We start from the raw sequence: 22868 nt of genomic DNA, 5'->3' as shown, positions 1-22868 counted from the left end.
CAGCATGGTCCCTACAATGCTATTTCTGGTTGGGGTTGAAGCGGTAGCCGATCATTTTGTAGACGAGCTTGGCGGCCAGGAAGTCGGCGCGGGTCTGGCCATCCATGGGGCAGAGTTCGACGACGTCCATGCCGACGACCGTGCTGCGCTGGCAGATCTCGCGCACGAGGTCGAGGACCTGGTACCAGGAGAGACCACCCGGCTCGGGCGTGCCAACAGCGGGCATCTCGCTGGGATCGATGGCGTCGAGGTCGATGGTCAGATAGACGTGCTTGCCCAGGCGCTCCCAGGGAATCTGTGCGATGCCCCTGGCGATCTGGTAGGCCCAGACCACAGCGACATTAGGGCCGGACTTGAGGAACTCGGCCTCCTCCGGGCTGAAGCTGCGAATGCCGATCTCCAGCAGGGGGATGCCCATATCCACCACGCGGCGCTCGATGCTGGCGTGTGAGAGTGGGGTGCCTTCGTACTCGTCGCGCAAGTCACCGTGGGCGTCGATATGCACCACCGTCAGGTCGGGATACTTCTCGTGAACGGCTGCGATGCAGGGTGCGGAGAGCGAGTGCTCGCCACCCAGGATGAGGGGGAGCTGGCCCTTCTCCAGGGTCTCACGGACGGCCTGTCCGGTTGCCTTGAGGGCCTCGGCGTGGTCCATGCCGCTATAGTCGAGGACGGGGCGGGTATAGACGCCGATCTCGATGGGGCTGCAGTCGAGCTCTTCGTCGTACAGCTCCATCTGGCTGGAGGCATCGAGAATGGCCTGGGGACCATGCTCGGTCCCTTTCATATAACAGACGCTATATTCTAGTGGCGCGGGAATAATAGTGACCTGCGCCGTCTCTGGATTGCAGTGGGGGGCATCAGGGGCACCAAACTGGCTAATGGAAGAATATTCCATGTATCTCTATCCTTTTATTTTTTTCTGTAATTCACCAGGTAGTACTCTGTCAATCTTCATTGGAAAGGTTTCAAGCCGCCTACGGCGGGAGGGGATTTAGACGCAGAGGGGCGTCAGCCCCTCTGCACTCCCCACCTTTCCAATCAATGTTGACAGAGCAGTAGAGCCTGGTAAGGCCTTTCTCTGCGCCTACGGCGCTTCGCAGGGGTTAGGGGATGTTGTGGGCGTGGCATTCGCCACGCCCACAACATCCCCTAACCCCTGCGAGCCACCGCCAGGTGGCGAGGAGAGCCGTAGCTCTGATGTAATTATGCTTGACGTAGAGAAAACGTTGACCTTTGAGGCTCACCACAGGCAATAAAAATGAGCGCAGCGTTCTCTATTACGTGCATATGGTAGCAGACGGGCGCTAGTTGTCAAGGGGGAGAGGCATGTAGAGGAGGTAATGAATACTATAGAAGAGCTTTGGAGAGAAATTTGATAAATAAAATAGAGAGTAAGAACGCTGTAACTACGATGTAACGGCACCTTACTCTCTATTATCAGTAGAATTTGAGGCGGCAGAGGAAACCCGAAGGGATACTCTTCGCCTTGCGCTTGTTGCCTTTAGCGCACCTCCGCGGCGGCCTTCTTGGCGCGGCGAGCTTCCATGGCGGCCTCAAGGCGCTTTGGATCTGGCTCGTCGGGGCGTAGGGAGCGGGTTGCGCGCACGATGAAATGGGACTCAACGTCGTCGGTTTTGAAGACTTCTTTGGCGAAGGCGATGGCATCTTCCTGGCTGAACTCTTTGCAGGAGCAGATGTCGATGTCTACTTCGCCATACTCGGGCCAGGCGTGCAGGCTGATGTGGCTCTGAGCGATGACCACGAAACCAGACATACCAGCATCTAGTGGGTTAGATGTTTCAATATCATACAGGTGAACTGGGCTGACTTTTTCCATGCCTACGCGATCAGGATACTGGTCGAGAACGCGACGCAGCAGGGGCTCGCTATTGAGGGTTTCGGGGGCGCAGTTGTAGAGTTCCAACATCAAATGTACAAGCATCGTTTACTTCCTCCGGGTTAAAAGCGTGGCGTGTCCCTCCGAATTATAAGGAGCCACGATTGCCGAGACTTCGGGTGCGCATCGCTTCTTCAAATTTTACGCACGAGTGATATTATATATTAGGTTGTCAAGAAAATGCAAAGAAAATAGGACGAAATTGTATCTAATAACAAGCTTTCTTCCACCTAAACACCAGCAAGGGTCCATCTAAACACCAGTCGCACTCCACCTAAACACCAGTCGAGACCCACCTGGCTGTTTGCTTCCTTGTCTACCTAATTGCCAGGTGGGTCTCCATCTAATGAGAAACCAGACTCGTGATTAGATCGAGTCTATTCTACGGTCGAAACTGCTTATGGGCCTCAAACGCATCTTTGAGTTCTGTTAGCAGTGCTTCGCGTTTTGCGTACAGCTCCTTGCGCGGGCGCGGCTGGGCCTTGCTGACGGCATAGGCGGTGAGCAGGGGTAGCGCGATGGTAGAATCGCCATACACCACGGCGGTATCATTGAGTTGATCGGGCTTAATCTTACCCCAGGAGACGGCCTCAGAGGGGGTCGCGCCCGAGAGCCCACCCCAGTGGGGCGCGTCGGCGGTAATCTGAATAAAGTAGTCGTGACCACCCTTCTGGATGCCCAGGACCTCCCAGAGCTGAGGCTGGGTTTGCAGGTAGAAGTTCTTGGGGCTACCGCCGCCCAGGATGATGACGCCGTTCTGGTCGGCATGGTGTACGATGGCGGTTGTCTCGTTGACATCGGCCAGGGGATCGAGGGTGAGCTTGCTGCCCTCCAGGGCGTTACGCGCCACGTTCATACCAATCGAGGAGTCGCCGGGCGAAGAGGTGTAGATTGGCACATTCCAGGCCGCGGCCTGGGCCAGCACCGAGTACTCCGGGTTGACGCCTGCTTTAAGGAGTTGAGTGCCCAGGTGATGGTGCAGCTCAGAGGTCGCGATGGGGCGATTGGGCAGGCTATTGAGAGCCTCGCGCACAAAGGCGTCAGTATCCAGCAGCACGCGATCCTCAAAGAGAATATCGTAAATACGCACGACATGCTCTTCCTGGAGCTTGGTATCGTCGAGGCGGAAGTCGCCGCGATGCAGCGAGAGGGCCAGGGCGTGGTGCATATCATGGTAGAGGTTGGCGCCCGTGCTCACGATAAAGTCGATGAAGCCATACTCCATCAGTGTAATCAGGCAGCCACCCAGGCCAGCAGGTGTCAGCGCGCCCGCCATGGTCAGGCCCACGGTCGTATTCTGCTCGGGATTGAGCATCTTCTCCACGAAGAGGCGCGACGCCTCGTGCAGGCGCGCGGAGTTATAGGCCTGGAACTGCTCGTCCATCAACTCGGTGATCGTCATATTGGGCCGGACGCGGTTAGGCAAAATGCGCTGCCCGCTTAAATACTCCTGTTGCGTTGGCTGGTGCTGCTGGTGCTGCTCGTCCTCTGTATGGTGAGAGTCATGATGCGACATCGAAAAAGTCCTTTCCGGGAATGGGAATATAAAACATTGGGAGGCGTGATGCCAATGCCCTATAGGATATGACAGAACAATACTCCTGGCAAGAGGTTATATAATGTGGGCTGGTGGGCGCAGCCTGCCCACCAGCCCACATTATTTAATCAATTAACGTATGCGAAAGAAAAGACTATGGTAATACAGAATATGTCAAACCTCTTTCCTGAGCTGAAGAAGCCGTATATTTTTGCGCACCAGGGGGGTGAGCTGCTGGCGCCGACCAATACGTTGGCGGCCTTCGATGTGGCCGATGCCATCGGTGGCGTCGATTTTCTGGATATCGATATCCATATGACGAGGGATGGGCATATCGTTGGCATCCATGACGCGACGGTGGATCGCACCACCAATGGGAGTGGGCGTGTGAACGCCTATACCCTGAACGAGTTGCAAAAGCTGGACGCAGGCTATCATTTCCGCGACCTGGAGGGACGCTATAGCTATCGCGGCCAGGGGGTCTACATCCCCGCCCTGGAGGAGATCTTCAGCAGGTATGCCGCGAAGTATTATCTGCACTTCGAGGTCAAAGATACCTATCCCAAAGGTGGTCCCTCCCAGATTGAGGAGAAGCTCTGGGCGCTGATCCAGGAATATGGCATGGAGAGGCGCGTGATCGTCTCCTCCTTTAAACAGGAGATTGTGACGCGCTTTCAAAAGCTGAGCGGGGGCAAGGTGGCAACTGGCGCGGGCCAGCCCGAGGTGACCAGCTTTGTACTCGCCCATAAGGCGCGCCTGCCCTGGTTCTATCGTCGCCAATCGACGTTGCTGGCTATTCCCGATGTCCATAGTAACGTCAATCTGAAAGATTCAGCCCTGATCCGGGGCGCGCACCGCCGGGGCATGGACCTCTACTACTGGACGATTGATGACAAGCCCTTGATGCGCCAGCTTATCGAGCTAGGCGCTGACGGCCTCTTCACCAACCGCCCCGACCTCATGAAAGAGCTACTGATCGAGATGGGCCTGCGTTAGCCCGCTACTGAGCCACATCTATGGTAGGGAACTCGCCTCGCGTGATGATGGCCTATTTATTGATGATAATGATACGATGCCGTTGCGTTTCGTAATTTGTAATGGTATACTCCCTTTAATAGATACGTTACCGTATCGTATTTGAATTTGTAAAGCGTCAAAAGAGGGAGAGAGGAGAGCGACTGTAGATGAATGAAACTGAACCTGGGCTGGCGGTGCGTAAGGCTGGGCGTCCGCGTAGCGTCCAGTCCCACCAGGCCATTTTGGAGGCAACGCTCGAAATATTCGCCGAGGAGGGTCTTCAGGGCTTGAGTATCGAGGCGATTGCTGAGCGGGCCGGGGTGGGCAAGACCACCATCTACCGTCGCTGGTCCTCAAAAGAGAATGTGATCAAAGAGGCGCTGGACCTGTTTCGCGGCGAGCATCCTCTGCCCGACACAGGGAATATTCGCGATGACTTGCTCTATATTGCTAAGGAAGCACACGAACTTTTTAAGCGCAATGCCTTGATGGGCAAGTTGCTTACCAAAATGATTGCCGAGATCAAGTCAAGACCCGAGATCTACCAGGCCTTTTATGACAAACTGGCGACTCCGCGTTTGCAGCAGTTTCGCCAGGTTGTCGAACGCGCCCAGGAGCGTGGTGAGCTGCGTCAGGATATGGATGCGACGTTTATCCTCTATCAGATTGTCATTTCTCTGGCATATGGCAACCTCTTTACCGAACTGCTCTTTCCCAATACACAGACAGTTTTTGAGCCAGAAATGGCTGTAGATGCGCTCCTGAGTGGAATTGGGACGCGATCCTTACAGCCTGGAAAATGAACGAAAGGACATACAATAGGATGAAACAGATATCATTCGCTGATCTCCTGTCCCAGGAGACAAAGCATGACCCGGTCGCTTTTGCTGCGCACTTGCGCGAGCAGGGGCCGCTTCTTCCTCTCACGGCACCCTTTGGTTTTGGTACAGGCGCCTGGATGACAACGACGTACGAGGATGCCGTAGCCGTTCTCAAAGATCCACGCTTCGCCAAAGACACATTGAAATTCGGGCTCACAGAACAAGAGCAGGCATCTACTGATGAGAAGGAAGACATTTTTAAGCGCTTCCTCGCCTTTCGCCGCGATATGCTCACCGTTGATCCGCCTGATCATACGCGCCTGCGCGGCCTGGTCTCCAGGGCCTTCACGCCACGCATGATTGAGCAACTGCGCCCACGCATTCAGCAGATCGCGGATGAGTTATTGGAGGCCGTACAGGGATCAGGAAGAATGGACCTCATTGCCGATTTTGCCTTTCCTCTGCCTATCACAGTCATTTCAGAGATGCTGGGGATTCCTGTTGAGGATCGTCTACAGTTTCGTACCTGGTCGCAAACGATCATAGCGAACTCTGTGGGATCTCAACCGCAGGAGGCGCTGGCCGCCCTGGAGGCATTTGTCCAGTACATCAAGAATTTCCTGGTAGCTAAGTGCGCTCGTCCTGCTGATGACCTGACGAGCGCCTTAGTCGAGGCCGAGGAGGGTGGCGATCGGCTCCATGAGAACGAGCTGATTTCAACGATCTTCCTGCTCATCGTTGCGGGACATGAGACGACGGTGAATCTGATTGGCAATGGTATGTTGGCGTTGTTGCTGCATCCTGAGCAGATGGAGTTGCTGCGCCAGGACTCATCTTTGCTGCCATCAGCTATTGAGGAACTCTTGCGCTACACGGCTCCGGTGACGCTCTCTACCCCTCGCTGGGCGAGCGAGGATATTGTGATGCATAGCCAGGTCATAGGCAAAGGCGAGATGGTGTTTGTCTCTCTGGTGGCCGCTGATATTGATCAGCACCAGTTCACTGATCCACAAGTACTGGATATTACGCGCCGGGAGAACCAACATCTGGCCTTTGGCAAGGGCATTCACTATTGCCTGGGGGCGCCGCTGGCACGCCTGGAGGGGCAGATTGCCATTAACACTCTGCTGCAACGCCTGCCCAATCTGCGCCTGGCCTGCGAGCCTGAACAACTCATGTGGAATCCTAGCCCCATCTTGCGGGGCCTCACTAGCCTGCCGGTAGAATTCTAAATATGCATTGATTGTGATGATGTACTTTGCACATCATCACAATCAATGCATATTTTACCCCTTCACGCCGCGGATGAAGCGGACGGTGATGGTGCCCACGATGCAGTAGATGATCGACATACCGAAAATGACCTGGTAGCCCAGGACCGGGTGTCCGGCGCGGGCGAAGCTATCCAGCAGGGGGCCGCCTAGGACGGGGGCGATGACCTGTGAGAGCGAGAGCGCGACATTCCAGACTCCCATGTCGCGGGCATGATTCTTCTTCGAGGGTAGGGTGTCCGCGACGAGCGCCCAGTCCACGCTCTGGTAGGCGCCATAACCCAGGCCGAAGATGGCCCCGGCGGCGATAACGAGTTGTAGCGATTGGGTAACGACAAAGACCACGCCCACGACCGCCATGAGCGCACCCGAGATGTAGATCACGCGCTTGCGCCCCAGGTAGTCGGAGATCCAGCCGGCGGCGAAGGCGCTGAGCAGGCTGGTGAGCGAGACGATAATCAGGAAGGTGGTTGTCTGCTGCTCGGGGTGTGGGGCATGGATCACGTCACGCATGTAGTATTGCAAGAAGGACTGAATGGTGTAGATGCCTAGCATCATGATCAGGCGTGTGGCAAGTACCCAGGCAAAGTCGGGATCGCGGCGCGGTCGAAAGTCGAAGAGGCGCAGGATGCCGACCGTGATGATGACCTCGATAATGACCTGCTCAAAGTTGCTACTGATCTCAAGGCCCGCGATGCGCCAGGCATTCCAGAGGGTCATAAGACCCCAGGCCAGCAGCGCTACCACGAGCGAGGCGGCCAGCGTTCTCACGGCTGGCAGGGTATACCAGGGCTTGCGTGCCGTGCCTGTTGTCGCTTGTCCCGCCTCCCTGCTTCGTGCCGAGACTGGTAGTTCGCGGACGAAGATGAGTGTGATCAGCATAAAAACAAGCAAGACGGCGATGATCAGGCTGTAGGTCAGCCAGAGGCCCTGAGTGTAGCTTGCCAGGGGCAGGGATGAGTTGATGAGGTTACCTGCCACCAGGACGCCCCCAATATTGCCAAAAATGAGCATCAGGCTGATGACGCCTGAAGTAAGGCCTCGCTGTTCGGGAGGCACGATATCCGGCAGCAGGGCGTGAAACGGGGCCTGCGCGGCGTTGCTGACAAACTGTGTGAGGGCGTAGGCTATGGCGAGGGTGAGGACATTGGGGGCTGTGGCCATCCAGCCCAGGCAGAACACGCTCGCCAGGGTGCCCAGCAGGATATATGGGCGGCGGCGGCCCCAGATGGCGAGCCGTCCCTGCGTGCGGTCACTTAACCAGCCAAACAAGGGATTAGAGAAGAGGGAGACGAAGGCCCCTGGGATAAGGACAAAAGCCAGGGCGGTGCCTTTATCAAGATCACCCACCATTTTAAAGACCTGGCTGGGCAGAATAATTGTACCCAGCGCGGCCCACTGGAAGTTTAAGGCCAGCGCAAAGACGCTGATGGCTAGAATGCGCGTCCAGCGCAGGCGTGGCAGGTGAGATGCTGCTCCATCTTGAGCATCGTCTTCAGCTTGCTGTACGGTCTCCATGCCATGCTCCCCTTTCTAGGATAGCGGTTTTTAATTTGATGATTGCGATCATACGTTCGGCCCGTATCGCGCAATTATAGCTTCCAGATGCGGGCGTTGCTATAGGCGACCTCGGTGCGGCTAAGATTGATCATTTGGAGTCCTCAGTGTATCTGTAGAAATAGGAATATATGGTGTATTTGACTTTTTTAGTGTAACATACCTCTGCCGCAGAGAAAAGCCATGGGGGCGAGATCACGCGTGATCTCGCCCCCATGGCTGTAACTGTTTACTCGCTGGCTATTCCAGCATGAGACGTCGAATCTCGATGATCTGGTCGCGGAGTTGGCCGGCCTTCTCGAATTCGAGCTGCTTGGCGGCTGAGCGCATCTGGGATTCGAGGTCTTTGATCAGGCGCAGGGCCTCGTCTTTGGGGATGCCTGCGACGGCGGTTGCGGTCTTGCCGTCGGCCCCTGCCTCGGGACCAGCCATGGCCTTAAGACGCTCGGAGAGGGTTTTGACCTCTTTCTTGATGCCGCGTGGAGTGATGTTGTGCTGCTCGTTATATCCCTCCTGGATCTTGCGGCGGCGGTTGGTCTCGTCGATGGCGCGCTGCATCGAGCGTGTCACGTTGTCGGCGTACATGATGACGCTGCCCTCGACGTGGCGGGCGGCGCGACCTACGGTCTGGATGAGCGAGCCTTCTGAGCGCAGGAAGCCCTCTTTATCGGCGTCCAGAATGGCGACCAGGGAGACCTCGGGCAGGTCCAGGCCCTCGCGCAGGAGGTTGATGCCAACCACGACGTCGTAGACGCCCAGGCGCAGGTCGCGTAGGATTTCGACACGCTCAATGGTGTCGATCTCGGAGTGCAGGTAGTGGACCTTGATGCTGAGCTCCTGCATGTAGTCGGCGAGGTCCTCGGCCATCTTCTTGGTGAGGGTCGTGACCAGGACGCGCTGCCCCTTCTCGACGCGTATGCGAATCTCGGCGATCAGGTCATCGATCTGCCCACGTGTGGGGCGAACGGTGATCTCTGGATCGATCAGGCCGGTCGGGCGAATGATCTGCTCCACAATGGCCTGGCTATGCTCATACTCGTAAGGGCCGGGTGTGGCGGAGACGAAGATGGCCTGCTTGAGCTTGTGTTCAAACTCTGGGAAGGTCAGGGGGCGGTTATCCAGGGCCGAGGGGAGGCGGAAACCGTAGTCGACCAGGACCTGTTTACGCGAGCGGTCGCCCGCGAACATGCCGCGCACCTGGGGTAGAGAGATATGCGACTCATCGACCACCAGCAGGAAGTTCTCGGGCAGGTAGTCGAGCAGGGTCCAGGGCTGTTCGCCAGCGGCCCGGCCCGCCAGGTGACGTGAGTAGTTCTCGACGCCTGAGCAGATGCCGGTCTCGCGCAGCATCTCGATATCGAAGTTGGTGCGCTGTTTCAAGCGAGCATGCTCTAGCAGCTTGCCCTCAGACTCCAGTTCCTCCAGGCGCTGCTCCAACTCCTCTTCAATCAGAGAGATGGACTTATTGAGGCGCTCCTGGGTTGTGACCCAGTGCTTGGCGGGATAGATATCGAGGCGTGTGCGCTGTCCCAGGACCTCGCCGGTCAGGGGATCGATCTCGGTCATACGCTCGATCTCGTCGCCAAAGAACTCCACGCGTACGGCGACGTCTTCATAGGCCGGGAAGATCTCTAGCACATCTCCGCGCACGCGGAAGCGCCCACGTACGAAGTTGGCGTCGTTGCGCTCATACTGGATAGAGTTCAGGTGGCGCAGAATTTTATCGCGGCGGCGCTCCTCACCTACCTTGAGGGTCAGCACCACCTCACCATATTCCTCGGGGCTGCCTAGGCCATAGATGCAGGAGACCGAGGCCACAATCAAGACGTCGCGACGCTCAAAGAGGCTGCGTGTGGCGGAGAGGCGTAGCTTCTCGATCTCCTCATTGAGCATGCTTTCTTTTTCAACGTAGGTATCGGTACGGGCGATATAGGCCTCTGGCTGATAGTAGTCATAGTAGGAGACGAAATACTCGACGGCATTATTGGGGAAGAACTCTTTATACTCGCTATAGAGCTGAGCGGCAAGTGTCTTATTGGGTGCGAGCACGAGGGTTGGCTTCTGCACCTGTTCGATCACCTTGGCCACGGTATAAGTTTTACCGCTACCAGTGACGCCAAGCAAGGTCTGAAATTTCTGATTATTGCGAATGCCCTCGGCAAGCTCTGCAATCGCCTGGGGCTGATCACCGGTCGGTTCAAAAGGTGACTCAACTTTAAAATCTGGCATAACGCGGCATCCCCACTGGATCTATGTTGTAGAATATTTTTTCGAAATTCAGCTCATTATACCACGAATTGCAGCGCCTGGGTATAGCCGGGATAGATGCACTACATGGGACAGAGGCATGCCTCTGTCCCATGTAGTGCATCTATCGATGGCTCGCTCACTCGGTGAGCCAGGGCAGGTGCTATTGGCTAGCGTATGTTGATATTCACGCCACGCAGACCAGCATTGCCGATGCCAGCGTTGCCGAGACCAACGTTACCGAAGCGGTTGAAGCCGACGTTGCCGAGACCAGCATTACCGAAGCGGTTGAGGCCGACGTTGCCGAGACCAGCGTTACCGATGCCCAAGCGGTTGAAGCCAACGTTACCGAGGCCGACATTACCGAAGCGGTTGAAGCCAACGTTACCGAGGCCAGCATTGGCGAGACCAACATTACCGAGGCCAGCATTGCCGATGCCGAAGCGGTTAAAGCCAACATTACCCAGACCAACATTGCCCAAGCGGTTGAAGCCGACATTACCGAGGCCAACATTGCCCAAGCGGTTGAAGCCAACATTACCGAGACCAGCATTGCCGATGCCGAAGCGGTTAAAGCCAGCGTTACCCAGAGCCGGATTGAAGCCGACGTTGCCCATGCCAACGTTACCAAGGTTAGGGTTGAAGCCAACGTTGCCCATGCCAACGTTACCGAGACCAACGTTGCCCAAGCGGTTGAAGCCAAGGTTACCGAGGCCAGCGTTGCCGATGCCGAAGCGGTTGAAGCCAACATTACCGATGCCAGCATTGCCGATGCCAGCATTGCCGATACCGAAGCGGTTGAAGCCAACGTTGCCCATGCCAGGATTGGTAGCGATGTTGACGTTGAAACGGTTGAGACCAGGATTACCCAGCCCAATGTTGACGTTGGGGTTGAGATTAGGATTACCCAGCCCAATGTTGATGTTGGGGTTGTTGATAGGATTGCCGAGACCAGCGTTGCCGAGACCAGCATTGCCCAGACCAGCATTGCCCAGACCAGCATTGCCGAAGCCGATATTGATCTCGCCGGGACCCTGAATGCGGTGCTGAACCTTGTCGGGCCTGACGGCTGCGATGCTTGCGGTACGAGCCGCGTGGGCCTGTCCAAAGGACATATAGAGTGTGAATGCGCACAGCAGGATGAGCGTATATGTGCTCATCCTGGCAAACCGTTTAGACATGCTGTGTTCCTTTCTCTGAGTTCCCGACAAACTTACTGTTTGTGCTGGACCAGACCATACATGTGCGTTTGTCTGTGTCTCTGTCTATATATAAAGCAGCCAACAAGCTGAAGAGCACGTGAGGTGGGGTGGAGAAGATTTGCGTTTTTGAACTGATTTTCGCGGGTTGTCCGTGATACTAACAGAGAATTGCAAAGAGTACATATGCTCTTAATTAAGAGTCATATAACAGGTAAAAACCAGAGAGAAGCAGACGCGAGGAGCGCCTGACATGGCGACGAATGCGGCTTCATTGTGGAGGCATGTAAGTTCATGAATACATTGAATATATTCTATAAAAGGGCTGGCACGTGGCGGCCCATCTTCAATTGGCGCCGCTCAGGAAGTGCTTTGATGGCGCTTGTTGGATTAATGCTCCTGATTTTTCCCCTGGCGGCGTGTGACCCGAGCACTGCCGTCCAGTTCTCGGATTTGCAGCTTAATATTCCGCCTGACGCGCTGAAGGCGCCCGTGGTCAGGCCGGTTCCCGATAGTCAGAAACTGCATGTTGGGGTGACACTCAAGATGAACCAGGACTGGCTCAAGAAGATGGAGGGAACCAAGATTGAGCCAGGGAAGCCCTCGCACCTGGAGGATTTCGCGAAGAAGGTAGGCATCGATGATCAGACCTATCAGAAGTTCAAGGACTTCTTCTCGCCTCAGGGTATTGCTTTAAAGCTGAACAAGCTGCATACCTACCTGACCTTTGACGCTAAGGCCAGCACGCTGGCAAAGCTCTTGCAGACTAAATTTGTGGTGCGCAAGTATAACGGGCGCGAGTTCTATGGCCCGGAGACGGCCCCCAAGGTCCCCGCCTTTATGACCAGCTCCATCGAGTCGGTCACGGGTCTTGACAACTATAGTTCCAAGCCCGTGCACACCCTGCAAGGCCTCACACAACAGACAAACTCGAAGCAGCAAGCGACAAGCTCACACCAGCTACTGACCTCCGGGCAGATACTCTCCACGCAGCAGGCCAGCACGCCACAGCAGGACTGCTCGCCACCTGACCAGACGCTCTTCCCCAAGGATGTCGCGGGCGCCTATGGCTTTGATCGTATGTGGAACAAGGGTTGGAATGGGCAGAATATGACGGTCAACCTGGTCGAGATCGATGGCTCCTATCGGGATGATATTCAGAACTACTTTGATTGTATTCAATTTAAGGGCCATCTCTCGGTCGTCAACGTCGATAGCGCCCCGCAGGATGCCCTGGGCGAGTCTACGCTTGATGTACAGATGGCAGCGGGCCTGGCGCGCTCGGTCAATATCAAGCTCTATCAGACCGATGGTAACGCCGATGATAATGTCTGGGGGCGCGTCAACGACATGTTGCAGCGCATCCTCGACGACAACACCAATGGTGCCAATAGCGGCAGCGTTGTCAGCATCAGCCTGGGCGCGCCCGAGAACGAGGTCTCCCAGGACGATGTGCGCGCGCTCGATAGCACCTTGCAGCAGTTGACGCGTGTGGAGCATATGAGCGTCTTCGTTGCCAGTGGTGACTGCGGCGCCTTCGGTAGTCGTCAGTATGGCAAGCTGGCGGTCAGCTATCCTGGCAGTGATCCCTGGATTACCTCGGTGGGTGGCACCATCCTCCAGGTTAGCCAGAATCGCCAGCGCAACCAGGAGGTTGTCTGGTCCGATAACTCGGGGAATAGCTGTAAGAACCAGTGGGGCAGCGGTGGTGGCAACAGCATCCTCTTTAAGCAGCCGAGCTGGCAGAACGCTCCTGGTACCAAGAATCAATATAGCCGGGGGATGCGCCAGGTGCCGGATGTCTCGGCGGCGGCCTATGGCCTGGCGGTCTACTTTAAGGGCCAGTGGGGCGCCGTAGGCGGCACAAGCGCAGCGGCACCCATCTGGGCAACTGGCATGGCGCTAGTTAACCAGGGCAAGATGCAGCAGCGCCATAGCTTCTCCTATGGCCCGCAGACCTTCTACCAGGCGGATAAAGGGCAGGCCTACTTTGATATCACCCAGGGCGATAACCTGTATTATCGCGCCTCGCAGGGCTGGGACTTCGCCACCGGCCTTGGCACGCCCAACCTGGACGCCTTCTACAGCGCCGCTCCCTAAGAAGGATCTGTATCGAAAGAGGAAAGGGGGTGCTGGCAATGCAGCGAAACCGCATTGCCAGCACCCCTCTTTCCTCTTTCGGCATCAAATTGTAAGCAAGATCACAGCACCTGAGGCCAAATATGCTACACTACGTAGCAGAAGACAAGATTATTCGATTGAGATATATGGATGTGTATTTGATGGCTTCAGACACGTTCTATGATATAGAGCTATCTATGCCTGGTAGATTGCGTTGAGGATGGGCGGGGGGACTGGGACCAGGAAACTTGCTTTTTCAGAGAGTGAGGAGAAGAGACGTGCAACCCCGCTATTGCCCCAATTGCGGCGCCGAGGTATCGGCAGCCAGTAGATATTGTCCGCGCTGTAACTTTGATATGTTTGCGCGGCAAGATGCGCCGGGCGCGAATGTTCAGGCTATGGACCGCGCCACGCCACTACCAGTCTCGCCTATGCCTCCACAGACGCCATTCCCTCAGCAAGGACCGATAAGCCAGCCCGGCTTTGGGCCTCAAGGTGCGCCTCCGACCTCTGAGCCTGCCTGGGCCTATCAGCCAGGGCCAACTCCGATGCCACCTCCGCAACCGAAGCGCCGAGGTGGCATTGGGCGCACCTTGTTGATTATCCTCCTGTTGCTGGCCTTTGTGGGTGCGGGCGGCTACCTGGCCTATGCGCTTCTCGTGCAGAATGCCACACAGCCTCAGATCACCTCGCAAACGCTGAATACCACCGTGAAGTACGCGGGCGTGGATGTGACTCTTACCAGGCTAGAACAGGCCCAACGCTTTGTCGATGATCCGCATTCGGCGGGCGATGGCATGTTGCGTGTCCATCTCCTGGCCGACAACAAGACGAACGTGCCCGTCAACATGGTCTATAGCGATATCGCGCGGCTGGTGCTGCCTGGCGGCAAGGTTGTCCAGCCGACGTATGTCAATGGTAACGCGGGCCTGGCTGCGGGGAAGTCCCATAGCGATTGGGTTGATTTCGCCGTTCCCAGCGGGACCAATACGGGGCAAATTGCGCTGCGCCTGGGGGGCGCGAACGAGGCCCAGATGGACGTTTCTCTTGGCTCGAACTCTGGTGCCAGCACCTATCAGCCACAAACCACGCAAATCGGCAAGGCTCTGGACTCCAAAGAATCCTTCTATGGTCTCGACTGGATGCTGGATAGCGCGACAACGCAGTGGAGCATCGATGGTAAGCAGGCCAGCAAGGGGATGCGCTATGTAACGGTAACGCTTAAGGTGAATAGCGCTCTGGAGCAGACGGCCATTCCCGGCTCGGCCTTCGACTACGCCACCCTGGCGGCTGGTAGCACGACCGCCAAGCCTGCCCTGACGACGCTGCCCGTCTCCTTTGATAAAGAGACACAGGGGACCAGTGGTACGATCACCTTCCTCGTGCCCCAGGATCAGAAACATCTCACGCTCACACTCCACGCTCCGGACAACAGCGGCTTTACCGATGCTACCATCACGTTCGACGTGAAATGAAGCAAGTAGAAGGCGATGCGTCAAGAAAATGGCGACCCGGAGCTTTCAGTTCCGGGTCGCCATTTTCTTGATATGTAAATACTCTATTCGAGGATGTAGCTGCCCGAGAGAGCCTGGCGGAGAGCGGCTTTTTGCTCTTCGTCGATTGACTCCAGGGATTTTTCTTTAACCGGGCCATTCCAGACAGATATGGGGCTGGTCGTCTGGGCTACAAACTCATCGATCATGATCTCTTCCAGGAAGGGTGTCTTTGGGGCTGCGGGCAGAGCGGGTAGCTCCTCCTCCGCTGCGACCTCTTCCTCTACCTGTTGTGGAACCACGTTGTACTCGGCAAGTGATACCTCTTCGACCTTGGCCTCAGCCTCGGTCGCCTCGATGGTTACCACGGGTGCGAAGGTCGAGCTGCTGGCCTCGGCGATGATACCATCGACAGTCAGGGCGAAGCGCTGCCCATTGATATCGAGATAAATGCCCTGGCCTTCTCGCAGTTCAGTGAGTTGACGACGTAATTCCTGATTCTCCGCCTCCAACTCTCCCATCAACTGCTGCTGTTGCTTCACTGCCTGCAAAAGATGCTCAAAACCACCCATAAAAAACTCCTTCAAAACATGCTTACAAATAGCAGACACACAACTTCTCTGTCCTATACATAGAACGAAGGCTGCTTACCCTTTTAGAAGAGCTATGAAGAGCTATGAGGAGCACATTTCTGGTCTCGCTGTTGCGGTCTTACAGCTTTGTGCCAGAACGTGTCTCTGTGTATCGCTATCAGTCAAAACATGAAACGTTTACTTTGTCCCCCCTGTCTGGTATTGAAACGTGTCAATTAGGGGAGGAGTAACACTTATTTATGATCGGGCTATAAATTGGTATGTTTATGTATGGGAGTATAGGCATGTATAAAATATGCTTATTTTTAATGCCAACAATATGGCACATTTTGCTATGCCGATCTCACACGAGATGATGTACAATGTTATATGTGTTCTGGCGAACCACATCTTCACTGAAACGCTAATATATGCTAACGTAATGAAGATGAGTTGGATATTGTTTGGACACAAAGCAAACATGTTGCTACATGTAAGGCTGCGCCATTTCATGGTACAATGGAGCAGCCACAATGTATGTGGATATACTTCCTAGCGAAAAACTGAGCGCGGAGCGCTAGCCACGCGAGTGGGGTTGTTTTTTGTATAAGAAGGTAGTTTTCTGACTTAATGACGAGTACAGAGGTAGCGAAGAAAATGACTGATCGTATTCGAGAAATTTTAAGCTGGTATAACAGCGAGAATCCCGGTGTGCGCACCAATCTTGCGCGTATGCTCAATCATGGCCGCCTGGGTGGCACGGGCAAGATGGTCATTCTGCCAGTTGACCAGGGTTTCGAGCATGGTCCCGCGCGTAGTTTCGCGCCCAATCCCGCGGGTTATGATCCCCGCTATCACTTCCAACTGGCGATTGAGGCTGGTTGTAATGCCTATGCCGCGCCCCTGGGCTTCCTGGAGGCTGGTGCCTCGGAGTATGCGGGCGAGATTCCCTTGATCCTCAAATGTAACAACCACGACGTATTGAACGACGAGCGCGATCCTATTTCGGCGGTGACCGCGGGCGTCGAGGATGCGTTGCGCCTGGGTTGTGTCGCGGTTGGCTTCACTATCTATCCTGGATCCTCCGAGCGCACGATCATGTATGAGCAGTTGCGCGATCTGGCCGCTGAGGCCAAGGCGTCCGGTCTGGCCGTGGTGGTCTGGTCCTATCCCCGTGGTAGCAGCATCAGCAAAGAGGGCGAGACCGCCGTTGATGTCGTGACCTATGCCGCGCAGATCGCGGCACAACTGGGTGCGGACATTATTAAGGTGAAGCTGCCTAGCGCGAAGGTGGAGTTGGCCGAGGCTCAGAAGGTCTACCAGAAATATGAGATTCCAATCTCGACCCTCTCTGAGCGCGTGAAGCACGTCATTCAGAGTTCCTTCGATGGTCGCCGCATCGTGATCTTCTCCGGTGGCGCGGCCGCTGGCGATGACCAGGTCTTCAACGAAGTGCGCGCCATTCGCGATGGTGGCGGCTTTGGCTCAATCATGGGCCGCAACTCCTTCCAGCGCAAGAAGGAAGACGCTCTCAAGTTCCTGGGCACGATCATGGGCATCTACGAAGGCTCCGTCCAGTAGGGATAGCCCGACGCTACTAAAGTACGCGTCTACATATGACCATATATGTAGACGCGTACTTTAGTAGCGTCGTCCCTTCCACGAGACACTATAAAAGGCGTCCCCCATTAGAATGGGAGACGCCTTTGCTTCAGGCTCTCTTAGTGATGCATTACGCTCTTTGTTTGACTCTGTCCCAAAGCGACATTAACAAAAGGCACCAGCAGGACATCTCGTGCCCGGGCCGCCCCAACCATACGCGCCGGTCCCGCGACCTTGACCGCCCCAACCGCCGCCAGTCCCGCCCCAACTGCTGCCTTGACCGCCCCAACCGCCGCCAGTCCCGCCCCAACTGCTGCCTTGACCGCCCCAACCGCCGCCAGTCCCACCCCAACTGCTACCGCCATTCCAACCGGTGTTGCCACCATTCCAACCGGTGTTGCCACCCCAACTGCTACCGCCATTCCAACCAGTGTTGCCACCATTCCAACCAGTGTTGCCGCCATTCCAACCGCCTCGCTGGCTGCCCCAGCCACCGCCAGTACTTTGACCACCACCATAGCCGCCCCAACCGCCACCACCGGTGCCACTGCCAGGGCCACCACTGCCGCCACCACCGGTACCACTGCCAGGGACATTGACTGGGACACCGGTGCTACCATACATGCCACCTGGTCCCCAGGCGATTGCCTGGTGATGGGTTACAATCTTTGTTGGTACGCTTGCCTTGACACTGGCCGCTGATGCGGAAAAGGTTGTGCCAAGGAGCAATAGGAGCGCGCATAGCCCGCTAAAAGTAACGAAACAAACCGTCTTTGTGGAGAGACGCAAAAGCCTCATCAAGTTCCTCCCTTGAATTTCATACATAAAACATGCCATGCATGTTTTATGTGTAGAACTACTGATGAACTTTCTGTGCGAAGCACTACAATGGCATCTTTCACCGACTACTTTTTTAGTTATATGGTTCGTGACAAACGCGAGAAAACTAGCCTGACCACAGCAAAATAAGCCAGTGTATCGCTGGAACCAGCCTCGTTCAAGGCATACAAAAAGCGTCCCCATTCTAATGGAGGACGCCTTTTGTATGCCTGTTTATTTTAGAGCTTGACTATTTGCAAGAGGATACGATTATTTGGATCGACATGCTGTAGGTCTACTTTGAACGAGCTAAGTGGCTTGCCATCTGATACACGCAGGATCTGGATGGTGTTCCCTGGCAGGCTAAGATAGACCTGGTTATCATCAGCCGCAGGAGGATACTCAACGGTGACCGGGTTGTGAAAGGCGTGGGTCCAACGTTGCTTGCCGGTCGCGGGATCTAGCACCACCAGGGTTGACCCGGCCTGTTTCCCGCCATCCTGTATAAGGTAGATCCCTTCTTCGGTAATAAGAGGGTGTGGGTTCTGTATTGGTTCCTGATATTGCCAGCGTAAGCTTCCATCCCTGGACGAGAAGGCATAGATGCTTCCATAGTGCGCTCCCGCAGAATCAGGAGGTGTCTCCAGGTATAGAACTCTATTGGCCAACGTGGCTGTTGTTGCCCAAGCAATCGATGAGGACTTCCAGAGCTGCTTGCCGCTGTGGGCATCATAACCCAGGATGACGCTCTGCGACTCGGGAATGTGCCCAGGATTTTGCCAGTTCAGATGCTGCGTGACACATAATACATCGTCACTGAGAAATCCCTGGTCCAGAGCCGCATAGGAAATGGAGGCATCATATACCTCTTTCTGCTGCCAGATGAACTGCCCATCCTGGACACTCAGGGCGAAGCGCAGGCCGCTGTGATTTTCGGGGATATTTACGGCTCCATAGACCGCTGTATTCGAGGCCCCAAAGAGGCTGATCGTGGATGGCAGCGTTTTTGTTCTAGCGACCGGACTCAGAATATGTTCCCACCTGGGGGTGCCATGTATGATATCGAGCGCGGCGACTTCCAGGTTCGTGCCTTTGATGAATGGGAGAGCGACCGTATTCCCGGAGGCGGCGATAGCCCCCATTCCATAGGTATCATGTTGCCAGCGTAGCTTGCCATTAGCGATATCGAGTGCGTACAGCACCGCCTGCCGACCGTCATACCCCCAGGCATAATAGGTGCTATCAATAGCCATGCCATCGATATAATGCCCATTGACGGTGGCAAGTGCGGGCTGTCCTGGGGGTGCCTGAAATTGCCAGAGGGGGCGGTGCGTCTGCATATCCAGGCGATAGAGCGTCTGGTTGACGCGGGCAAACATGGCTGTCTGGTGCTGTCCCTGCCCCGCTGGGTTGCCAGTCTGCCGGGCCTGCTGGAAGAGGAACATTGTACTCCCGATGAGCAGGGCGACGACGATGACGGCGGCCATAACGCTCAATATCCGCCCGCGCGGATGAGTGTTTTTCTGTTGCGTCGATCTGCTCCTCCCTGTTATTGGCAGAACCTGGGGAGTTTGCTGTCCCGCCTGGAGCCTCTGGAGATTTGCGCGCTGCGCGGCGAAGCGCTGCCAGACGCGTTGCAGGGCCTCATCCTGCTCGGGTGGCGCAAAATAGGCCTGTACGTCGCGTACGCTTGCCTGGGTATAGCGGTCGGATGCCTGTCCATTGGCTGACCTGCCCGCGAGGTAGGCGTCGATCTGTTTGTCAACGGTCTGTGGGTGAAAGCTGGTATGCTTGTCCTGCTTGTTCACTCTCTCCCTCCTTCCTTCTGCTTGTAGAGGTCGCGCAAGGCGTTCAGGGTGCGCGAAAGCATAGTTCGTACGGCTCCTTCGCGCTTATGCAGTATTTTGGCAATCTCGGTGCTGCGCAGTCCGAGTGTGAAGCGCAATTGGAGCACCTCTTGCTGGATTGCTGAGAGATTCTGAATAGAACTGTGTAAGTTCGCGTATGTTTCGTGGCGCAAGACTAGATGTTCTGGTTGTTCCCAGCGAGAGCCGGGCGTTTCCTCGGCCTTCTCCAGCGGAAGGATGGGGTGTCTGCGCGTGCGCCGATGAAAATCGATGACGCGGTTGCGGGTAACTGTTCCCAGCCAGGCGCGTCGCTCGTCCGCGTCCATCTTTGCCAGGCGTGCCTCATGCTCTAGCGCGGCGAGAAAGACTTCGAGTAGCTGGTCTTCCGCGTCCTCCTGCGTGGGCACATGCCGCCGCAGATAGGCCAGCAGTTTTGGCGCACACTCACGGTAAAGCTGAGCACACAGCGAGGCGTCTCCCCAGAGGGGGAGCGGGATGGGAACATCCATGTTTCCTTTATGTAGCAACTTCTTTTCCTCGTTTGTATTTGTCTCTTGAGATATCTCAACCAGTGCAACGTCAGAGTGGGCAAAACGTTACACGCCTGCCGGTCCTACTCTTACTTTTTTCTCCTCCTGTAATGTATCCTGAGAATGAATAAACCTGCATGTGCAAAGAGAGGATAGTTGTATGCCAGTTACACGGAAGTTTAGCGTGGAGGATCTCTGGTCGCTACGCACGCTGGGGCAGGTCGCGGTCTCGCCCGATGGCAGGCGCGTGGCCTTTGAGATGCACTACGCGGAGCGCGAGGCGGATACGCTGCGAAGCGCGCTCTATCTCTTGTACCTTGATGAGCAGGGGCAGGCTGAGGGCGAGCCACGCCAGTTGACCCGGAGCGCGAAGAGCGAGTCTTTCCCGGCCTGGGCGCCTGATAGCCGGCGCCTGCTCTTCCTCTCGGATCGTGAGGGGGAGCAGAACCAGCTCTGGCTGATTGATACCGATGGCGGGGAGGCGCGCCAGCTCACCATAATGCTGCATGGCGTCAACGAGGCCACCTGGTCGCCCGATGGGCGCTGGATCGCCTTTACTGCCTCTGCTGAACTGGAGGACGAGGACGACCTGCTCGTTGGCCTTAAGAGTCTCTCCGAGTCCGAGCGTAAGAAGCGTGATGAGGAGCGGCGCTACCGCTTGCGCGTCATTAATGATCCCGACTATCGCAGTGATGGGCGAGGCTATTACGACACGCAGGCGCACCTCTTTGTTATGCCCGCCCCTGGCAAGAATGGCGCGGTAGATCCAGCGCAGATTCGCCGCCTGACGCGTGGACGTTACGAGCACGCTCAGCCTGCCTGGACGCCTGATAGCCAGGAGATCGGCGTCCTGAGCAACCGGCGCGAGGATCGCTTTATGGGCATCTGGGTCCGCGATCTGTGGGCGATTGATCCCACGAGCGGTGAGGAGCGCTGCCTGACCGAGGGGAAACTGGCCATTGAGTCTTTCTCCTGGTCCCCAGATGGCCAGATGGCGATGGTCGTGGCGGACCAGGATGAGCGGATCGTGCGCAGTCTGGCCCGGCTCTATCTCGTGACGCGCCGGGGAAATATTGGCGACCGTACACTACTGCTGACCCCTGACCTGGACCTGGCGACCTCGGCGTGGGTTGGCGGCCACTTCGGCATGCCTGGCCCCTACAAGCCCCAGTGGAGCCACGATGGGCAGGCCATCTATTTTATCGCCTCCGAGCGTGGGCAGGCACATGTCTACCGCCTGGAGGTCGTCTGGCGCACGTTGAAGAAGCTGACGAGCGAGAGCATTACGTATTATCTGCACCTTTTGCCGGGGGAGCGTGGCCTGCTGGTGGCGCAGGAGCAGGCGCAGCATCCCTGTGAGTTCTATCACCTGCCCCTGGAGAGCGAGGGCGAGCCAGAGCGCCTGACGAGGCTCTACGATGATATCATGCGCGACCTGGCCTGGCCGAGAGTCGAGAAATTTAGCTACGAGGGCGCGGAGGGCGAGGAGATCGATGGCTGGCTGGTCTATCCCATCGGGGCGAAAGAGGGGGTACGCTATCCGCTGCTAGTGCAGATCCATGGCGGTCCTCACTGGGGCTATGGCGATGGGCGTAGTCCCTATGACGCCTATCTCGCAGCGCGGGGCTATGCCGTCTTCTATTGCAATCCTCATGGCAGCACCGGGCATGGCGAGGCCTTCCTGCGCAGCGTCCTGGGTGACTGGGGGGGTAAGGATTTCGAGGATATTATGCGGGGCGTGGATGCCTGCATCGAGCGGGGTGTGGCCGACCCTGAGCGTCTTGTGGTTACGGGTTACAGCTATGGCGGCTACATGACCATGTATATCATCGGGCATACCGAGCGCTTCAAGGTGGCGGTACCGCGTGCGGGCATCTCCAACCTGGCCAGCTTCGTCGGTACTTCAGATATTGGCCCCTGGATGACCTATGAGTCCAAAGGCTTCCCCTGGGACGAGGAGCGCGCTGCCTATTACTATGAGCGCTCGCCGCTCAACGCCGCTGCCCGTGTTACCACACCCACGCGCTTCATCCATCCCGAGAACGACCTGCGTTGCCCCATCGAGCAATCGGAGCAGTTCTACATGGCGCTCAAACTCATGGGCCAGGTTCCCGTCGACCTGGTGCGCGTCCCCAGCGCCTGGCACGGTGGCACCCCCAAACCCAGCCAGTCCATAGCCATGCGTGAGCACATGCTTGCCTGGTTCGAGCGCTACATCCAGATCCGCCCCGAGGAGTATGAGGGATAAGGGAGTGTGCGGGTGGGCTGGCTTCGCCAGCCCACCCGCACACTCCCTTACTCCAGCTATAGTATGCAAGTAGCGGGTGAGCTTGCC

At 56.4% G+C, this 22868-nt stretch carries 17 protein-coding genes; 7 read left to right on the top strand and 10 right to left on the bottom strand.

What is annotated here, in order from left to right; all coding sequences use genetic code 11:
• Nucleotides 1–19: 19 nt before the first annotated feature.
• The 3 genes from speB to speY all read right to left on the bottom strand — a co-directional run bounded on the left by speB (nt 20) and on the right by speY (nt 3416).
• A complete protein-coding gene (gene speB / locus JMJ16_RS21565; protein ID WP_201384891.1) occupies nt 20–898 on the bottom strand; it encodes an agmatinase in 879 nt (292 codons plus the stop codon).
• 606 nt (nt 899–1504) lie between these two features.
• Nucleotides 1505–1945, bottom strand: a complete 441-nt coding sequence (locus JMJ16_RS21560) for an S-adenosylmethionine decarboxylase family protein (protein WP_007910412.1) — start codon at nt 1943–1945, stop codon at nt 1505–1507.
• A gap of 337 nt (nt 1946–2282) precedes the next feature.
• Nucleotides 2283–3416, bottom strand: a complete 1134-nt coding sequence (speY, locus tag JMJ16_RS21555; RefSeq protein ID WP_201384889.1) for a deoxyhypusine synthase — start codon at nt 3414–3416, stop codon at nt 2283–2285.
• A 177-nt stretch (nt 3417–3593) separates the two neighbouring features.
• On the opposite strand from speY, the gene JMJ16_RS21550 reads away from it, so the two are divergent.
• The 3 genes from JMJ16_RS21550 to JMJ16_RS21540 all read left to right on the top strand — a co-directional run bounded on the left by JMJ16_RS21550 (nt 3594) and on the right by JMJ16_RS21540 (nt 6507).
• Complete coding sequence (locus JMJ16_RS21550) at nt 3594–4433, top strand: glycerophosphodiester phosphodiesterase (RefSeq protein WP_201384887.1); 840 nt, start codon at nt 3594–3596, stop codon at nt 4431–4433.
• 188 nt (nt 4434–4621) lie between these two features.
• On the top strand, nt 4622–5257 hold the full coding sequence (locus tag JMJ16_RS21545) for a TetR/AcrR family transcriptional regulator (protein WP_201384885.1): 636 nt from the start codon (nt 4622–4624) through the stop codon (nt 5255–5257).
• 20 nt (nt 5258–5277) lie between these two features.
• Nucleotides 5278–6507: a cytochrome P450 gene (locus JMJ16_RS21540; RefSeq protein ID WP_201384883.1), complete on the top strand. Its 1230-nt coding sequence runs from the start codon at nt 5278–5280 to the stop codon at nt 6505–6507.
• A gap of 54 nt (nt 6508–6561) precedes the next feature.
• Here JMJ16_RS21540 and JMJ16_RS21535 read toward each other — a convergent pair whose 3' ends face one another.
• The 3 genes from JMJ16_RS21535 to JMJ16_RS21525 all read right to left on the bottom strand — a co-directional run bounded on the left by JMJ16_RS21535 (nt 6562) and on the right by JMJ16_RS21525 (nt 11531).
• A complete protein-coding gene (locus JMJ16_RS21535) occupies nt 6562–8064 on the bottom strand; it encodes an MFS transporter (protein ID WP_201384881.1) in 1503 nt (500 codons plus the stop codon).
• 279 nt (nt 8065–8343) lie between these two features.
• A complete protein-coding gene (gene uvrB / locus JMJ16_RS21530) occupies nt 8344–10332 on the bottom strand; it encodes an excinuclease ABC subunit UvrB (RefSeq protein ID WP_201384879.1) in 1989 nt (662 codons plus the stop codon).
• A gap of 188 nt (nt 10333–10520) precedes the next feature.
• On the bottom strand, nt 10521–11531 hold the full coding sequence (locus JMJ16_RS21525) for a hypothetical protein (RefSeq protein WP_201384877.1): 1011 nt from the start codon (nt 11529–11531) through the stop codon (nt 10521–10523).
• Nucleotides 11532–11924: 393 nt separating this feature from the next.
• Here JMJ16_RS21525 and JMJ16_RS21520 point away from each other — a divergent pair, with 393 nt between their 5' ends.
• On the top strand, nt 11925–13649 hold the full coding sequence (locus JMJ16_RS21520; RefSeq protein WP_201384875.1) for a protease pro-enzyme activation domain-containing protein: 1725 nt from the start codon (nt 11925–11927) through the stop codon (nt 13647–13649).
• Nucleotides 13650–13948: 299 nt separating this feature from the next.
• Complete coding sequence (locus JMJ16_RS21515) at nt 13949–15145, top strand: zinc ribbon domain-containing protein (RefSeq protein WP_201384873.1); 1197 nt, start codon at nt 13949–13951, stop codon at nt 15143–15145.
• Between the two features lie 83 nt (nt 15146–15228).
• Here JMJ16_RS21515 and JMJ16_RS21510 read toward each other — a convergent pair whose 3' ends face one another.
• Nucleotides 15229–15735: a hypothetical protein gene (locus JMJ16_RS21510; protein ID WP_201384871.1), complete on the bottom strand. Its 507-nt coding sequence runs from the start codon at nt 15733–15735 to the stop codon at nt 15229–15231.
• 657 nt (nt 15736–16392) lie between these two features.
• On the opposite strand from JMJ16_RS21510, the gene JMJ16_RS21505 reads away from it, so the two are divergent.
• Nucleotides 16393–17316 carry a class I fructose-bisphosphate aldolase gene (locus JMJ16_RS21505; RefSeq protein WP_201384869.1) on the top strand — a complete coding sequence of 308 codons (924 nt, stop codon included), beginning with the start codon at nt 16393–16395 and terminating at the stop codon, nt 17314–17316.
• A gap of 140 nt (nt 17317–17456) precedes the next feature.
• On the opposite strand, the gene JMJ16_RS21500 is transcribed toward JMJ16_RS21505, so the two are convergent.
• The 3 genes from JMJ16_RS21500 to JMJ16_RS21490 form a co-directional block, all read right to left on the bottom strand.
• Nucleotides 17457–17957: a hypothetical protein gene (locus tag JMJ16_RS21500; protein WP_201384867.1), complete on the bottom strand. Its 501-nt coding sequence runs from the start codon at nt 17955–17957 to the stop codon at nt 17457–17459.
• A 438-nt stretch (nt 17958–18395) separates the two neighbouring features.
• Nucleotides 18396–19964, bottom strand: coding sequence for a PQQ-binding-like beta-propeller repeat protein (locus tag JMJ16_RS21495; RefSeq protein ID WP_201384865.1), 1569 nt, complete (start codon nt 19962–19964; stop codon nt 18396–18398).
• Nucleotides 19961–20530 (bottom strand): RNA polymerase sigma factor, encoded by a 570-nt coding sequence (locus JMJ16_RS21490; protein ID WP_201384862.1) that lies wholly within the window; start codon nt 20528–20530, stop codon nt 19961–19963. Before JMJ16_RS21490 ends, JMJ16_RS21495 begins: the two co-directional genes overlap by 4 nt.
• 163 nt (nt 20531–20693) lie before the next feature.
• Between JMJ16_RS21490 and JMJ16_RS21485 the strand changes: the two genes are divergently transcribed.
• A complete protein-coding gene (locus tag JMJ16_RS21485; RefSeq protein WP_201384860.1) occupies nt 20694–22781 on the top strand; it encodes a S9 family peptidase in 2088 nt (695 codons plus the stop codon).
• Nucleotides 22782–22868: the final 87 nt, after the last annotated feature.

It is taken from the genome of Ktedonobacter sp. SOSP1-52 (genome assembly GCF_016587395.1).
The sequence above is the reverse complement of the archived record's forward strand: the minus strand, read 5'-3'. Positions and strand labels throughout refer to the sequence as shown.

Bases quoted from the DNA above. Each gene is read 5' to 3' on its own strand.
- JMJ16_RS21525 (WP_201384877.1), bottom strand. From the start codon at position 11,531: ATGTCTAAACGGTTTGCCAGGATGAGCACATATACGCTCATCCTGCTG.
- JMJ16_RS21510 (WP_201384871.1), bottom strand. From the start codon at position 15,735: ATGGGTGGTTTTGAGCATCTTTTGCAGGCAGTGAAGCAACAGCAGCAG.
- JMJ16_RS21535 (WP_201384881.1), bottom strand. From the start codon at position 8,064: ATGGAGACCGTACAGCAAGCTGAAGACGATGCTCAAGATGGAGCAGCA.
- JMJ16_RS21560 (WP_007910412.1), bottom strand. From the start codon at position 1,945: ATGCTTGTACATTTGATGTTGGAACTCTACAACTGCGCCCCCGAAACC.
- speY (WP_201384889.1), bottom strand. From the start codon at position 3,416: ATGTCGCATCATGACTCTCACCATACAGAGGACGAGCAGCACCAGCAG.
- speB (WP_201384891.1), bottom strand. From the start codon at position 898: ATGGAATATTCTTCCATTAGCCAGTTTGGTGCCCCTGATGCCCCCCAC.
- JMJ16_RS21500 (WP_201384867.1), bottom strand. From the start codon at position 17,957: ATGGTAGCACCGGTGTCCCAGTCAATGTCCCTGGCAGTGGTACCGGTG.
- JMJ16_RS21550 (WP_201384887.1), top strand. From the start codon at position 3,594: ATGGTAATACAGAATATGTCAAACCTCTTTCCTGAGCTGAAGAAGCCG.
- uvrB (WP_201384879.1), bottom strand. From the start codon at position 10,332: ATGCCAGATTTTAAAGTTGAGTCACCTTTTGAACCGACCGGTGATCAG.
- JMJ16_RS21540 (WP_201384883.1), top strand. From the start codon at position 5,278: ATGAAACAGATATCATTCGCTGATCTCCTGTCCCAGGAGACAAAGCAT.
- JMJ16_RS21485 (WP_201384860.1), top strand. From the start codon at position 20,694: ATGCCAGTTACACGGAAGTTTAGCGTGGAGGATCTCTGGTCGCTACGC.
- JMJ16_RS21545 (WP_201384885.1), top strand. From the start codon at position 4,622: ATGAATGAAACTGAACCTGGGCTGGCGGTGCGTAAGGCTGGGCGTCCG.
- JMJ16_RS21505 (WP_201384869.1), top strand. From the start codon at position 16,393: ATGACTGATCGTATTCGAGAAATTTTAAGCTGGTATAACAGCGAGAAT.
- JMJ16_RS21520 (WP_201384875.1), top strand. From the start codon at position 11,925: ATGGCGCTTGTTGGATTAATGCTCCTGATTTTTCCCCTGGCGGCGTGT.